At 66.7% G+C, this 13,861-nt stretch carries 13 protein-coding genes; 12 read left to right on the top strand and 1 reads right to left on the bottom strand.

Going from position 1 to position 13,861, the window contains the following annotated elements:
• Positions 1-70 precede the first annotated feature (70 nt).
• From OU11_RS00065 to OU11_RS00055, 3 genes are read left to right on the top strand one after another with little or no spacing between them, the layout of a single operon-like run.
• Positions 71-451, top strand: coding sequence for a GntR family transcriptional regulator (locus tag OU11_RS00065; RefSeq protein WP_033513822.1), 381 nt, complete (start codon positions 71-73; stop codon positions 449-451).
• Positions 448-1,344, top strand: coding sequence for an ABC transporter ATP-binding protein (locus tag OU11_RS00060; RefSeq protein WP_033513821.1), 897 nt, complete (start codon positions 448-450; stop codon positions 1,342-1,344). The genes OU11_RS00065 and OU11_RS00060 overlap by 4 nt, the downstream gene beginning before the upstream one ends.
• Positions 1,341-2,057 carry an ABC-2 transporter permease gene (locus OU11_RS00055; protein ID WP_033513820.1) on the top strand — a complete coding sequence of 239 codons (717 nt, stop codon included), beginning with the start codon at positions 1,341-1,343 and terminating at the stop codon, positions 2,055-2,057. The genes OU11_RS00060 and OU11_RS00055 overlap by 4 nt, the downstream gene beginning before the upstream one ends.
• Positions 2,058-2,097: 40 nt before the next feature.
• Here the strand turns inward: OU11_RS00055 and OU11_RS00050 are convergent, their stop codons facing one another.
• On the bottom strand, positions 2,098-2,628 hold the full coding sequence (locus tag OU11_RS00050) for a DNA-deoxyinosine glycosylase (protein WP_033513819.1): 531 nt from the start codon (positions 2,626-2,628) through the stop codon (positions 2,098-2,100).
• Positions 2,629-2,922: 294 nt separating this feature from the next.
• Between OU11_RS00050 and OU11_RS00045 the strand changes: the two genes are divergently transcribed.
• From OU11_RS00045 to tsaD, 9 genes are all read left to right on the top strand, one after another.
• Positions 2,923-3,873: a magnesium transporter CorA family protein gene (locus OU11_RS00045; protein ID WP_033513818.1), complete on the top strand. Its 951-nt coding sequence runs from the start codon at positions 2,923-2,925 to the stop codon at positions 3,871-3,873.
• 69 nt (positions 3,874-3,942) lie between these two features.
• Positions 3,943-6,909, top strand: a complete 2,967-nt coding sequence (gene leuS, locus OU11_RS00040) for a leucine--tRNA ligase (RefSeq protein WP_033513817.1) — start codon at positions 3,943-3,945, stop codon at positions 6,907-6,909.
• A gap of 304 nt (positions 6,910-7,213) precedes the next feature.
• Positions 7,214-7,891: a ComEA family DNA-binding protein gene (locus OU11_RS00035; RefSeq protein ID WP_033513816.1), complete on the top strand. Its 678-nt coding sequence runs from the start codon at positions 7,214-7,216 to the stop codon at positions 7,889-7,891.
• Positions 7,888-9,714 (top strand): ComEC/Rec2 family competence protein, encoded by a 1,827-nt coding sequence (locus tag OU11_RS00030; RefSeq protein ID WP_081963353.1) that lies wholly within the window; start codon positions 7,888-7,890, stop codon positions 9,712-9,714. The genes OU11_RS00035 and OU11_RS00030 overlap by 4 nt, the downstream gene beginning before the upstream one ends.
• A gap of 33 nt (positions 9,715-9,747) precedes the next feature.
• Positions 9,748-10,728 (top strand): DNA polymerase III subunit delta, encoded by a 981-nt coding sequence (gene holA, locus OU11_RS00025; protein ID WP_052122496.1) that lies wholly within the window; start codon positions 9,748-9,750, stop codon positions 10,726-10,728.
• Positions 10,725-11,282 (top strand): tRNA (adenosine(37)-N6)-threonylcarbamoyltransferase complex ATPase subunit type 1 TsaE, encoded by a 558-nt coding sequence (gene tsaE, locus OU11_RS00020; protein ID WP_033513814.1) that lies wholly within the window; start codon positions 10,725-10,727, stop codon positions 11,280-11,282. The genes holA and tsaE overlap by 4 nt, the downstream gene beginning before the upstream one ends.
• Before the next feature lie 61 nt (positions 11,283-11,343).
• Positions 11,344-12,174: a tRNA (adenosine(37)-N6)-threonylcarbamoyltransferase complex dimerization subunit type 1 TsaB gene (gene tsaB, locus OU11_RS00015; RefSeq protein WP_033513813.1), complete on the top strand. Its 831-nt coding sequence runs from the start codon at positions 11,344-11,346 to the stop codon at positions 12,172-12,174.
• Positions 12,174-12,701 (top strand): ribosomal protein S18-alanine N-acetyltransferase, encoded by a 528-nt coding sequence (rimI, locus tag OU11_RS00010; protein ID WP_033513812.1) that lies wholly within the window; start codon positions 12,174-12,176, stop codon positions 12,699-12,701. The genes tsaB and rimI overlap by 1 nt, the downstream gene beginning before the upstream one ends.
• Positions 12,694-13,737: a tRNA (adenosine(37)-N6)-threonylcarbamoyltransferase complex transferase subunit TsaD gene (gene tsaD, locus OU11_RS00005; RefSeq protein WP_033513811.1), complete on the top strand. Its 1,044-nt coding sequence runs from the start codon at positions 12,694-12,696 to the stop codon at positions 13,735-13,737. The genes rimI and tsaD overlap by 8 nt, the downstream gene beginning before the upstream one ends.
• Positions 13,738-13,861 lie beyond the last annotated feature (124 nt).

Below are 13,861 nucleotides of genomic sequence, written 5' to 3'. Positions count from 1 at the left end.
TTCGTCAAGGGCACGGTTCGGACATGCACGCCATGCATGCCCGAACCGGACTTAGCAAAGGAAACACATAGTGGATCTGATCATCTCCAACTCATCGGACAAGCCGATCTACGAGCAGATCACCACGCAGATCAAGGAGCTCATCCTAACCGGCGAACTCCAGCCGGGGCAGAAACTGCCCTCGATCCGCGCGCTCGCCAACGGGTTGCGCATCAGCGTCATCACCACCAAGCGGGCGTACACGGATCTGGAGGCCCAGGGGTTCATCGAAACCGTGCAGGGCAAGGGCAGCTTCGTCACCGGTGGCAACGTCGAACTGCTGCGTGAGGAACGCCGCCGCCAGATCGAGCAGCGGCTCATGCGGCTCGTCGATGATGCGCGGTCCGCCGATATCGGCGACGACGAGCTGCGGGAGATGATGGACCTCATCATGGAAGGTGACGCATCATGAGCGACCCTCGGCCTCTGCTCGAGGCGCATCGGTTATGCAAACGGTACGGCGACTTCGCCCTGCGGAATGTGGACCTGACCGTCCGACCCGGTGAAATCGTCGGCTACGTCGGACGCAACGGGGCGGGCAAGACCACCACGATTAAAGCGCTGTTGGGGCTGGTCGCCCCCGATGGCGGCGAAGGAACGGTGCTGGGCACGCCGATCCGTGGGATGGGCGGGGCGGATGGCGTGGCGGCCAAGGAGCAGGTGGGCGTCGTCTTCGACACGGTGGCGTTCCCCGATACGCTGCGCATCCGGGACGTCAACGGGCTGCTCCGGCGTTGCTACCGGCAGTGGGACGAGCGCCGGTTCGCCGCATATCTGAAGCGATTCGGTTTGCCGGATACCAGGAAGGTCAAGGAGCTCTCCCGGGGTATGGGCATGAAGCTGTCGCTCGCCTGCGCGCTCAGCCATGGGGCGCGGCTGCTCATCCTGGACGAGGCCACCGCCGGACTCGACCCGATGGCCCGCGACGAGGTGCTGGACCTGTTGCGTGAATTCGTGGCGGATGACGAGCACGGTGTCCTCATGTCCAGTCACATCACCTCCGACCTGGAACGGATCGCGGACCGCGTGGTGTGCATCGACGACGGCCGCATCGTCTTCGACAAGCCGAAGGACGAGATCATCGACACCATGGGTGTGGCCCGATGCCGGGCGCGTGACATCGACGCGATCCTTGGGTCGGATGTGTTCGGCGGCGCGACGCCGAGGATCCTGCATCACGAATACGGCGTCGATCTGGCGGTGCCGGATCGGTTCGCGTTCGCCGAGGCGTTTCCGGACATCCCCTGCGACCGCATGACCATCGACGACTATCTGCATTTCATGATCAAGGGGGTTTCACGATGATCCGCGCATGGCATCTCGATCTGATGATGATCCGGCAGAGGATGCTGCTGAACCTGCCCGTATCGCTGGCGCTGTGCCTGTGGCTGGGGCTGCAGACGCAATCCCTGGCCACGGTGGTGGCCGCGGCGTTGTTCATGACCTACCCGATGGTCGGCATGCAGCTGGGCCAATACGATGAGCTGAAGGGGTGGAAGACGTATCGCATGACGCTGCCGCTGAGCCGGCGGGACGTCGTTGCGGGGCGGTATCTGACCCTGTTGACGCTGGTGATCGCCAGCCTGCTGACGGCGGCCGTCGCGGTGGGGCTGAACATCGGCATCGCGGCGGTGGCGCCGGGGCTTGGCGGTCCGACCGGAATGATGGCGGCGATGTTCTCCGCGGATGCCGTGCGCGCGGCGCTTCTGGTCGGATTGGCGTTCCTGATGGTCTGCACCGTCATGGTGTGCGCGATGACCATACTGTTCTACCGGTTCGGCGCCACCACGGCCACCGGTATACTGCCGCTGCTCGTCGTGTTCGCCGTGCTGATGGTGGCGCTGTTCGTGGGCAGTCTGGACGAATCCGCGGTGGCCGCATGGTCCGACGGGCTGCTCTGGCTGCTGTCCCCGGAACGGCTCGCTCTGTGCTGCGGGATATTCGCCGCGCTCACCGTGGCGATCATGGCGGCCAGTGCGGCCATCAGTCTGCGCATCTACGCGCGGACGGAACTGTGACGGGTGCGCCGTCGCGGATATGTCCGCCGCGGCGTCGCGGTCATCGACCCGTAGGCGCCAACGCCTCACGGTACGCGGCGATGAGCCGGTCCAGACTCATCGCCGCGTTCGCCGGACTGGTCGACGGCAATCCCACGTGCGGCACCGTGATCCCGGCCAGTTCCAGCAGCGGCGCGCACAGCCGCCGATACAGCTGCGTCGCCTTGGCGCCGGTTGTGGCCACCAGTGCGATGCGCGAGCCCCGGATCAGCGGAGTCGGGTCGTTCGGCACCGCGTTGGCGATCGACGCGTCGGATGCGCCGACGATATCGCATTCGGCGATGACATCCCATAACGCGATGCCATGCCGCAGCGCGAACGCGCGCCGGGAATCCGGCGTATCGCCCGGCGCATCCTCCAGGTCCGTCGGATCGGCGAACACCGCGGCCATCACCGGCCAGAACCGGTTGCGCGGATGCATGTAATAGAACGACGCCTCCCGCGATTTCGGACTCGGCATCGAGCCCAGCACCAGCACGCGTGAGTCCGCATCCCACACCGGGCCGAACCCATGCTCCACATGTTCCGTCATAACCGCCATCGTAATCGCATCCCGCGCGCAGCCGCCGGTCTTCCGCACTCGGGACCATGGCTGTCGCCGAGCACATCCCACAAGCGGGACGCCGGGTCGGGCAGGCCGGTCCCGCCGCAGGTCGGCGTACGGACCCGCGCCGCAATCCGCCGGATCGCGACGGCGGACATGAACAACGGCTGAACTTGTGCCCGAATAGGGCGCAAAGTCGGGGGACAGGGGCTATGCTTTATACGGCTCGGATGAGCCGCCGCAGGCAATCCAACGGTTTTGTGAAAGGCGGGTGAGGGACCCATGTTGCGTATGTTCAACACCATCAACGGCCAGGTGGAACAAATCAGTAGACCGGAGAACGGTTCATGGCTGTGCCTCTCCGACCCGACCGACGTGGAGCTGGCCACCGTGGCCCAGGAGACCGGCATCGACCTGGCCGACCTGCGCGCCCCGCTGGATGACGAGGAACGCTCGCGCGTGGACGTCGAGGACGATTACACGATGATCATCGTCGACATCCCGACCGTGGAGGAGCGCGGCGGGCGCGACTGGTACGAGACGATCCCTCTGTCGATCATCGTGACCCAGAACATGATCATCACCGTGTGCATGCAGGACACCCCCGTGCTCCACCCGTTCATGGAGGGCACGATCCGCGGGTTCAACACGTATATGAAGACGCGCTTCATCCTGCAGATCCTGTACCGCAACGCCACCATGTACCTGCGGTACCTGCGCATCATCGACCGGGAGAGCGACAAGCTCGAACTCAAGCTGCGCCATTCGATGCAGAACCGCGAGATCCTGATGCTCCTGGAACTGAGCAAGACCTTGGTGTATTTCACCACGTCGCTCAAATCGAACGAGATCGTGATGGAGAAGCTCACCACGCTCGCCCGCATCAAGCAGTACCCGGAGGACGAGGACCTGCTCGAGGACGTGATCACCGAGAACAAGCAGGCCATCGAGATGGCGAACATCTACAGCGGCGTTCTGGCGAACATGACCGACGCCTTCGCCTCGATCGTGTCCAACAACCTGAACAACGTGATGCGCATCTTCACGATCATCTCCATCTCGCTGTCGATTCCCACGCTCATCTTCTCGATGTACGGCATGAACTTCGACGGCGGCATGATGGGCATGCCGTTCACCGACAAACCGTGGGGATTCCTGCTCATCGTCGTCGTCTCGATGGCGCTGGCCGCCGCGGTGACCTGGTTCCTGACCCGTTCCCGCTGGTTCAAGTGACGTGGGGCTCGTCCGGACAGCGGACGATGCCCCGCATGGTGTCCAGTTACGTGGCGATAATCGTTGACCATGAGTGACAACGAGAAGAACACGGCGGCGCCGGCGGTCGATTCCGGCGAGCCCGCCTTCCGCTATAACGCCGCGATGGCCCAGGGCATCGAGGAGCGTTGGCAGCAGTACTGGGACGAGCACGGCACCTTCTGGGCGGCGAACGTCAACGGTGATCTGAAGGACGGCGCGGGCCGCAACGCCGAAGGCCGCAAGTCCTATTTCGCGATGGACATGTTCCCGTATCCGTCGGGCAAGGGCCTGCATGTCGGCCACCCGCTCGGCTATCTGGCCACCGACGTGGTCAGCCGCTACCACCGCATGAAGGGCGAGAACGTGCTGCACGCGATGGGCTACGACGCCTTCGGTCTGCCCGCCGAGCAGTACGCCGTGCAGACCGGCCAGCATCCGCGCGTGACCACCGAGCAGAACATCGCCAACATGCGCCGCCAGCTGCACCGCATGGGCCTGAGCTTCGACGACCGCCGCTCCTTCGCGACGATCGACCCGGGATACGTGCGTTGGACCCAGTGGATCTTCTCCCGCATCTATGACGCCTGGTACGATCCGGAAGCCACGAACCCGAGCGGTTCCAAGGGCTGCGCCCGTCCGATCGCCGACCTGGTGGCCGACTTCGAATCCGGCGCCCGCCCGATCCCCGGCTTCGAGGGCAAGGCATGGGCGGATCTGACCGCCGCCGAACAGGCCGACGTGCTCAACGAGTTCCGTCTGGCCTACATCTCCAAGTCCCCGGTCAACTGGTGCCCGGGCCTGGGCACCGTGCTCGCCAACGAGGAGGTCACCGCCGAGGGCAAGTCCGAGCGCGGCAACTTCCCGGTGTTCCAGCGCGAGCTGCGCCAGTGGTCGATGCGCATCACCGCCTACGGCCATCGCCTGATCGACGACCTGGACACCATCGACTGGCCTGAGAAGGTCAAGCTCATGCAGCGCAACTGGATCGGCGAATCGCACGGCGCCTCCGTGCACTTCACGGTCGAGACCCCGTCCGGCGAGCAGGACATGGAGATCTACACCACCCGTCCCGATACGCTGTTCGGCACCACGTTCGCCGTGGTCTCCCCGGAGCATCACCTGTTGGCCTATGTGCCGGACGCCTGGCCGGAGGGCATCCCCGAATCCTGGACCGGCGGCTATGCCACGCCGAAGGAGGCCGTGGCCGCCTACCGCCGTGCGGCCGAGGCCAAGACCGCCAAGGACCGTGTGGACGAGGCCGGCGAGAAGACGGGTCTGTTCACCGGCTTGTACGCCGTCAACCCGATCACCGGCGCCCAGCTGCCGCTGTTTACCGCCGACTACGTGCTGATGGACTACGGCACCGGCGCGATCATGGCCGTGCCGGGCGGCGACCAGCGTGACTACGACTTCGCCGTCAAGTACGGGCTGCCGGTCATCTACACGGTCAAGCCGCTGCCGGAATCCGGCGACGATCTGTCCGAATACGAGGGCAAGGCGCCGTTCGTCTCGCACGACGGCATCGTCATCAACTCCAGCGTCGAGGCGACCCGCGCCGACGGCCAGCCGTTGTCCATCGACGGCCTGCGCGTCGACGACGCGATCGCCAAGGTCAACGCCTGGCTGGAACAGGCCGGCGTGGGCAAGGGCACGGTCAGCTACCGTCTGCGCGACTGGTTGTTCAGCCGCCAACGTTACTGGGGCGAGCCGTTCCCGATCGTCTACGACGAGGACGGCGTGGCCCACCTGCTGCCGGACGAGCAGCTGCCGATCAACCTGCCGGACGTGCCCGACTACAGCCCGAAGACCTTCGACCCGGAGGACGCCGAATCCAACCCGGAGGCGCCGCTGAGCCGCAACGAGGATTGGGTCAAGGTCACGATGGACCTGGGCGACGGCGAGAAGACCTACTACCGCGACACGAACACGATGCCGAACTGGGCCGGTTCCTGCTGGTACTACATGCGTTACCTCGACCCGACCGACACCGAGCACATGGTGGACAAGGACGAGTACGACTACTGGATGGGCCCGGACCGCGGCAACGGCCGTTCCGGCGGCGTGGACCTGTACGTCGGTGGTGTCGAGCACGCGGTGCTCCACCTGCTGTACGCCCGCTTCTGGCATAAGGTGCTGTTCGACCTGGGCTATGTGGATTCGGCCGAGCCGTTCCACAAGCTGTTCAACCAGGGCATGATCCAGGCCTACGCTTACACCGACGACCGCGGCCAGTACGTGCCGGCCGCCGAGGTGGAGGAGGGCCCGGCCGGCGCCGACGGCGAGCCGACGTTCACCTGGAACGGCCAGCACGTCAACCGCGAGTTCGGCAAGATGGGCAAGAGCCTGAAGAACATCATCACGCCGGACGACATGTACGAGAACTACGGCGCGGACACGTTCCGCCTGTACGAGATGAGCATGGGCCCGCTGGCCGAATCCCGCCCGTGGAACACGCGCAACGTGGTCGGCGGCATGCGCTTCCTGCAGCGCCTGTGGCGCAACGTCGTGGACGAGACCACCGGCGAGGTGCGCGTCACGGATGCGGAACCGGACCTGAAGACGCTCAAGCTGCTCAACAACACGATCGCCGACGTGACTGTGGAGATGGAGGCCATGCGCCCCAACACCGCGATCGCCAAGCTCATCGTGCTCAACAACCATCTGACCTCGTTGGATGCGGTGCCCCGCGCCGCCGTCGAGCCGCTGATCCTCATGCTCGCCCCGGTCGCCCCGCACATCTGCGAGGAGCTGTGGAACCGCCTCGGCCACGCCGAGTCGCTGGCCCACGAGCCGTGGCCGGTGGCCGACGAACGGTATGTCGGCCAGGATACCGTCACCGCGGTCGTGCAGATCAAGGGCAAGGTGCGCGCCAAGCTCGAGGTCAGCCCGGACATCGATCCGGCGGAACTCGAGCGCATGGCCCTCGAAGCCGTGGCCGACCGCCTCGGCGGCAAGGAACCGCGCAAGGTGATCGTCAAGGCCCCGAAGATCGTATCGATCGTCCCGGCCGAGTAATCACCCGACGACCATATCGCGACACGCCTCCGGTGGATAACCGGAGGCGTTCGACCACATAGCCGTCCCGCGCTGGATTTCCCGACGACGTCCATCCCATGATGGGCGTATGCACACACTGCGGGACGACACGGCTGCCGCGGCACGGCTGGAAACGATCATCCGGCCCCGGCCGCGGCTTTCGCATACCTTACATGCCGGCGGAACGGCTACGTCCCCGTCGCCGCTGGATCCCCCCAGACCTCCCGTGGGGGTCCGAACCTCCCCGTCGCCGGTCCCGCGCGTCGGTTCCGGGAAGCGGGCCATGCCTTGCACCGACGAACGGTCCCCGGCAACGAAGCCACGTAGGGGCCTGTCCGATCTGTCCGGCGTCCGCGACCGGGACGGCGACGCCGAGGACGATCCGGTCATCCGCCATCGGCGGGACAAGCCCCGTCTGGCGGTGCGTCCCATCCACGCGCTGATCATGATCATGTTGCTGACCTGCGCGCTGTGCGCCAGCATAACGATGCTGATCCAGCAATCATTGCATTACGTGGCCTACCGGCAGAGCGAGTCCATCCTGCAGGCAACCGGCCGGGCTGCCGGTGGCGACGACATCGGTGGCGACGGCGATGACGTCGCCACCTCCGCCGAAGCCCGCGAGGAGGATGCCGAGCGCTCCGATGAGCCCTCCGACGTGGGGACATCCTCGGATCCAAGCGTCGCGGACACGTCGGACGCGGCAGGCACATCCTCCGGCACCGGGGTGGCCGCGCCGGCCCCCGTGCCGGGATTCGACGCGCAGGGGCGCGTCGACCTGAATGCCGCCACATTGGAGCAGCTGGACACCATCACCGGCGTGGGGCCTGCCATCGCCCAGCGGATCATCGACCACCGCAACGCGATCGGCGGGTTCACCGACGTGGACCAATTGTTGGACGTGCCCGGCATCGGTCCGAAAACGCTGGCCAAGATGCGAGACCAGGTGGCGGTGCCATGACGGGGACGGCGAACGCGGCCCGGGAGCAGGGGAGTCGCGACTGGCGGATGCTGCCGGTGGCGGTGGCCATCTGGTTGGCCAGTCTGGGCACGCATCGATTATTCGCCATGCTGATGGGCACGGATGGCGGCACCGATCGCGCGATGGCCGGTTCCGGGTCGGCTGGCATCGGGTCGACTGGTGCCGGGTCGGCTGGCACCGGGTGGTCCGGTTTCGGGGCGGCCGCCCCCACGCTGCCGGTCGTGGCTGTGCTGGGGGCGGGCGTGCTGATAGGGGCCGCGCTGGCCGTCGCGATGCTGCACCGGCGACGATGGCGGGCATGGTCGGGCGGTGCGGCGCTGCTGTGTTGCGGAGTCCTCCTGTCGGCGAACGCCGCATGGTGCGCGGATCTCGCCGATTGGCATGATCCGGTGTCGGCGCTGGCCCGGCAGGGCGAGCGGACCGTCGTCGCCGACGTGACCGTCACGACCCCGGTGCTCGCTTCGGCGATGTTCGGCGCCGACTGCCAGGCGGACATCCGCGTCGATGCGGTGAACGCGGACGGCCTGGCCGTCGACTCGCGGGCATCGGCGCGCCTGTACGCCACGGGGAGCGGTTGCGGACGACTGGCGCATGGCGCGCGTCTGCGGTTCTCCGGCACCCTGGCGCCGAATGATTTCGGGCCGCGTCGCATCGCGTTCACGGTCGCCGACGGCGATGGGGGACATCCGCTATCCGCCCCGCCCTGGTGGCGGCGTGCCATCAACCGGATGCAGGAGGCGCTGTTCGCGGCGACGGGCGGCCTGTCCGACCAGGGACGGCTGCTGGTGCCGGGACTGACGGTGGGGGTGCTCGGCTCGCAATGGTACGACCGTTGCGATGATGCGGCCGAACAGGTCGACGCCACATACGCCGCGCAGTTGGAGGAACGGTTCCAACGCTCGGGCATCATGCACCTGATGGCCGTGTCGGGCGGGCATTTCGTGCTGGTGACAGGCGTGGTGCGATGGCTGTGCGCACGGTTCCTGGCCCACCGGTATGTGGTGGCGGCCGCCAGCGCGGCCTGCGCGGTGGGGTTGGCGGCGCTCATGTATCCCTCGGATTCGGTGCTGCGGGCGTTGGTCATGGGCCTGTTCGGCGCGGCCGCGACCGCGCTGGGACGGCGATCGCAGGCGTTGAGCGCGTTGTGCTGGACGGCGTCGGCGGTGATCGTCATCGACCCGTCGATGTCGGTCAGTTTCGGTTTCGCCTTGTCCTGCGCCGCGGTGCTGGGCATCACGACGATCTCGGCATCGGTGTCGGCGCGATTGGAGCGTGTGCTGCCACGGGGCGTGGCGTCGGCCATGGCCATAACGGTGGCGGCCACGCTGTTCACGCTGCCGGTGCAGGTGCTGATGGAACCGGTCGTACCGCTGCTGTCGATACCGGCCAACCTGATGGTGGCCCCGGTGGTCGACGCGGCGACGATGGCCGGATTGGGCGCCCTGCTGGTCTCATGGTGTTGCGCGGACATCGGCGCGCTGCTGGCGCACGTCGCCTCCCTGGGCACCAAGATGATGCAGGTGTGCGCCGACTGGCTGGGCGGCAGCGAACGCATGACCTTGCCCTGGGCGGGCGGTGTCGGCGGCATGGCGCTGATCGTGGCCGTGGAATGCGCCCTCGTGGCCATGATGCTCGGCATGGAACGGCTCATGCTCCGCGGATCGGTGCGCGCCGGCCGAAGCGAACCGAACGGCGAGCCGTTGCGACCATGGCGGCTGTGGCATACGGCGGTCGGCCTGTGGCTCGCCCAGACCCCGCAGGTCTTCGATACGTGGGCCTTGCCGCGCGAACATCGGCGGTGACGGTTGTCCAGTGATACGGGGAGATTGAACAGTATGCCCAAAGCCTCATCCCAAGCCCGTGTGAGCATCGTCGTCGGCGGAGACGGCTACCTCAACGACCAGAAGGTCCGCGAGCTGAGCCACCGTGCGCTGCGGGAGCGGCCCGACGCCACGATCACGGAACTCGACGCCGCCGAGGCCGACCGCTACGCGTTCGAGGAGGCGGTCAGCCCGTCGCTGCTGTCGGACAGCTCCGTGGTGGTGGTCAGGAACCTGCAGAACGCCGACGAACGGCTGGGGGAGACGATCGCCGAATACTGCAGTCAGACCATCGGTGACCCCACGGCGAGCGTGGTGATCTGCCAGCATGAGGGCGGCGTCAAAGGCAAGCGCATCCGCGAACAGATCGTCAAAGCGGGTGCCGTCGAGCAGAAGATCCCCGAACTGAAAACGGCGGACGCCAAAGTCAACTTCGTGGTGCAGCGCTTCGAACGCCTGCATCGCCGCGTCGACCCCCTGGCCGCGCAACAGCTGGCGGCGGTCCTGGGGGAACGAACCGGCGAACTGGCCGCCATGTGCGAGCAACTGTGCTTCGACTTCGACGACGATCCGATCGGCATCGACCGCGTCAACCAGTATCTGACCGCCGACCCGCAGGTCACCGGCTTCGCCGTGGCCGACCGGGCCATGGAAGGACGCACCGCGGACGCCATCGTCGCCATGCGCTCGGCCATCGAACAGGGCACCGACCCGATCGCGCTCATCGGCGCGCTGGCGTCGAAGCTGCGCACGTTGGCCAAGGCCTCGGCCGTGCGCTCCGGAGCCATCGCCCGGTCGGAAGCCAACATCAAGAGCGATTATGTATTCAAACTGGCGACGCGTCAGCTGTCGGGATGGTCCTCACCCGGACTCGCACGCTGCATCCAGACACTCGCCTGGGCGGACGAACAGAGCAAAACCAACGGCGGCGACCCGGTGTACGCGTTGGAACAGGCCATCATCCTGATCGGCAGGAAAGGAAGGGACGCACAATGACCACCGTCAGCATCGCCGCGCCTGAAGCCGACGACATGCGCCGACTGGGCGAAGCTATCTCACACATCGTCCGCGGAGGCGATGTCATCCTGCTCTCCGGTCCGCTGGGCGCCGGGAAAACCACCTTCGCGCAAGGCTTCGGACGCGGACTGGGCATCACGGAACCCATCGTCTCGCCGACCTTCACCATCGCGCGCGAACTGGGCGGCCGGTTCCACGACGGCACGCATGCGCACTTGATCCATGTGGACGCCTACCGGCTGGGCGGAACCGCATACGCCCCCGGACAGGACATCGTCGGCCGCCTGCTGGACGAACTGGAATCATTGGGACTGGACGAGGAACTCGACCAGCCGGGCGCCGACACGGTGATCCTCATGGAATGGGGGGAACAGATGATCGCCGCGCTCGCCCCGGAACGCTTGGAGATTCATATCGACAGACCGGCGGACGGCGGCATCGCGGATCAGCCGACTAGCGAAGGGACCCGAACCGTGACCCTGACGCCGTACGGCGGCGACTGGGCGGACCGCATCGCCGCGCTCGTCGGCTGAGCTTCGCCTCGTTGCCACGGGGTTGTACAGTGGGATGGTCAACGCAACGGCAGGAGGCATCATGGCGGATTCGGCGCGCACACTGGTGATTGACACCTCGTATGGGTCGGCGGTCGGCATCGTCGGGCATGAACCGATCATCGAAACCGATTCGCGCACCCATGTCGAGCGTCTCCAGGGCAATGTCGCCCGCGCCGTCGCCGAGGCCGGACTGCGGCCACATGACATAGACACGGTGGTCGTCGGCATCGGCCCGGCGCCGTTCACCGGATTGCGCGCCGGCATCGTGGCGGCCAAAACCATCGCCTACGCCACCGGCGCCACCCTGATCGGGCAGGATATCCTCGCCCCGCAGCATGCACTGGCCGCACTGTTGCGGGATGGATCGATCGCCGCATCCGAAGGGTTACGCGTCGTCACCCCGCCGCAGGGCGATGACGTACGGCTGACGCTCGCCGTCAACGACGCACGCCGTCGTCAGCTGTATGTCGCGCTGTATGCCGACGCCGCGGACGGCGAGCAGGGCGTGCGTACGGTGATCGACATGGATATCGACTACCCCGACCATATCGCCGAACGCGTGAACGCGGCCGTCGCAGACCTGCATGACGCACTGCCGGACCGGCGTATCGTCGTCGACATCATTGGCCATGGCGCGGGCAAATACGCGGCGTCGTGGGACGGCATCGACGCGGTCGGCGTGATCGGCGACGTGACGCCGTTCGATTTCGGGGCCGACGGGCTGGCGCTCTTCGCACGATATGCGGCGGCGGAGCATGCGGACGGTGCCGAGCGTCCGGTGGAACCGCTGTATCTGCGCCGCCCGGATGTGTCGGTGCCCAAGCCGCTCAAGCAGGTGCTGCACCATGGCGGGGCGGAGCGTGGCATCTGATGATCGTGGAATACGCCGCAATGGACGGTGACGCCGTCGTCGCGCGCATCGCCGAACTCGAACGCGACCTGTTTTCGTCGGGAGCCTGGAGCCGGGAGGCGGTCCGTCAGGAGCTCGCTGCCCCGGCACGCACCTATCTGCTGGCGGTGGACGACACCGACCACACCACCATCATCGGGTACGCCGGATTCTGGTATGACGGTGACGACGCCGAACTGATGACCATCGGCGTGGACCCCTCCAGACAGCGGCAAGGCGTCGCCACGCAGCTGCTGGACGCGCTGATCGGCAAGGCCCGCGAACAAGGGGCCCGGCGCATGCTGCTCGAGGTCCGCGTAGACAATACTCCGGCGCTGAACCTCTACCAGCGGCACGGATTCCAGCGGATGGGACTGCGCAAACGCTACTATCAACCGGAAGGCGTCGACGCCTATACGATGGCGCTCGACCTTGCCCCTCGAACGATCGGATTCCAGAGTGCGGCCGCCGCGCCGCAGCATGAGCGGGAGGAGAACGACCATGAGTGAACCGGTGGTGCTCGGCATCGAGTCGACCTGCGATGAAACGGCCGCGGCCGTGGTCCGCGGCAGGCGGCTCCTGTCGAACGTGGTGGCCTCGTCGATGGACGAGCATGCGCGCTATGGCGGCGTCATCCCCGAAATCGCCTCGCGCGCCCACGCCGAAGCGTTCGTGCCGGTGGTATCCAAGGCGCTGGCCGATGCGAACATGACCGTCGACGATGTGGACGCCATCGCGGTATCGGCGGGTCCCGGACTGGCCGGGTGCCTGGCCGTGGGCGTCTCGGGTGCCAAGGCATTGGCGTGGGCCGCGAACAAGCCCATCTATGGCATCAACCACGTCATCGGGCATATCGCCGTCACCCAGCTGCAGTTCGGGCCGTTCCCGCCCGACACGCTCGCCCTGATCGTCTCCGGCGGCCACACCTCGCTGCTGCATGTGGGGGATGTGGCCCGGCATATCGACGTGGTCGGCACCACACTGGATGACGCGGCGGGGGAGTGCTTCGACAAGGTGGCCCGCCTGCTGGGCTTCCCGTATCCCGGAGGCCCGCATATCGACCGGCACGCGCAGTCCGGGGACCCGCACGCCATCGCGGTGCCGCAGGGGCTGACGCAGGGCAAGGCCGGCCGTGAGCATCCGTATGATTTCAGCTTCTCCGGCGTCAAAACCGCCGTGGCCAGGTGGATCGAGGAACGGCAGGACCGGGGCATGGATATCCCGGTGGATGACGTGTGCGCGTCCCTGGCGGATTCGGTGGCCACCGTGCTGGCGAGGAAGGCGATGCGCGGCTGCGAGCAGTACGGTTCGCGTACGCTGGTTGTGGGCGGCGGGTTCTCCGCCAACTCCCAGTTGCGCGCCAAGCTGCTGGAGGCCGGCGCCGAGCACGGTGTCGAGGTGCGTGTGCCCGAGCTCAAGCTGTGCACCGACAACGGTGCGATGGTCGCGATGCTGGGGGTGAACCTGGTGGAGGCGGGTGTGGCCCCCTCGGCCCCCGATTTCCCGATCGATTCGGCCATGTCGTTGGACAAGATTTGTATGTGAGTACGGCGGCGTGCGTGACTGCACCGGTACCGGCGCAGTCACGCACGCCGCCGGGATATGCGAAAGCCCATCTCCTAGGAGATGGGCTTTGTGGTGGCTCCTGCGGCTGGGCTTGAACCAGCGA

It is taken from the genome of Bifidobacterium pullorum DSM 20433 (assembly GCF_000771405.1).
Lineage (GTDB): Bacteria > Actinomycetota > Actinomycetes > Actinomycetales > Bifidobacteriaceae > Bifidobacterium > Bifidobacterium pullorum.
Note: the sequence above shows the minus strand (reverse complement) of the source record. Positions and strands in the feature narration are given on the sequence as shown.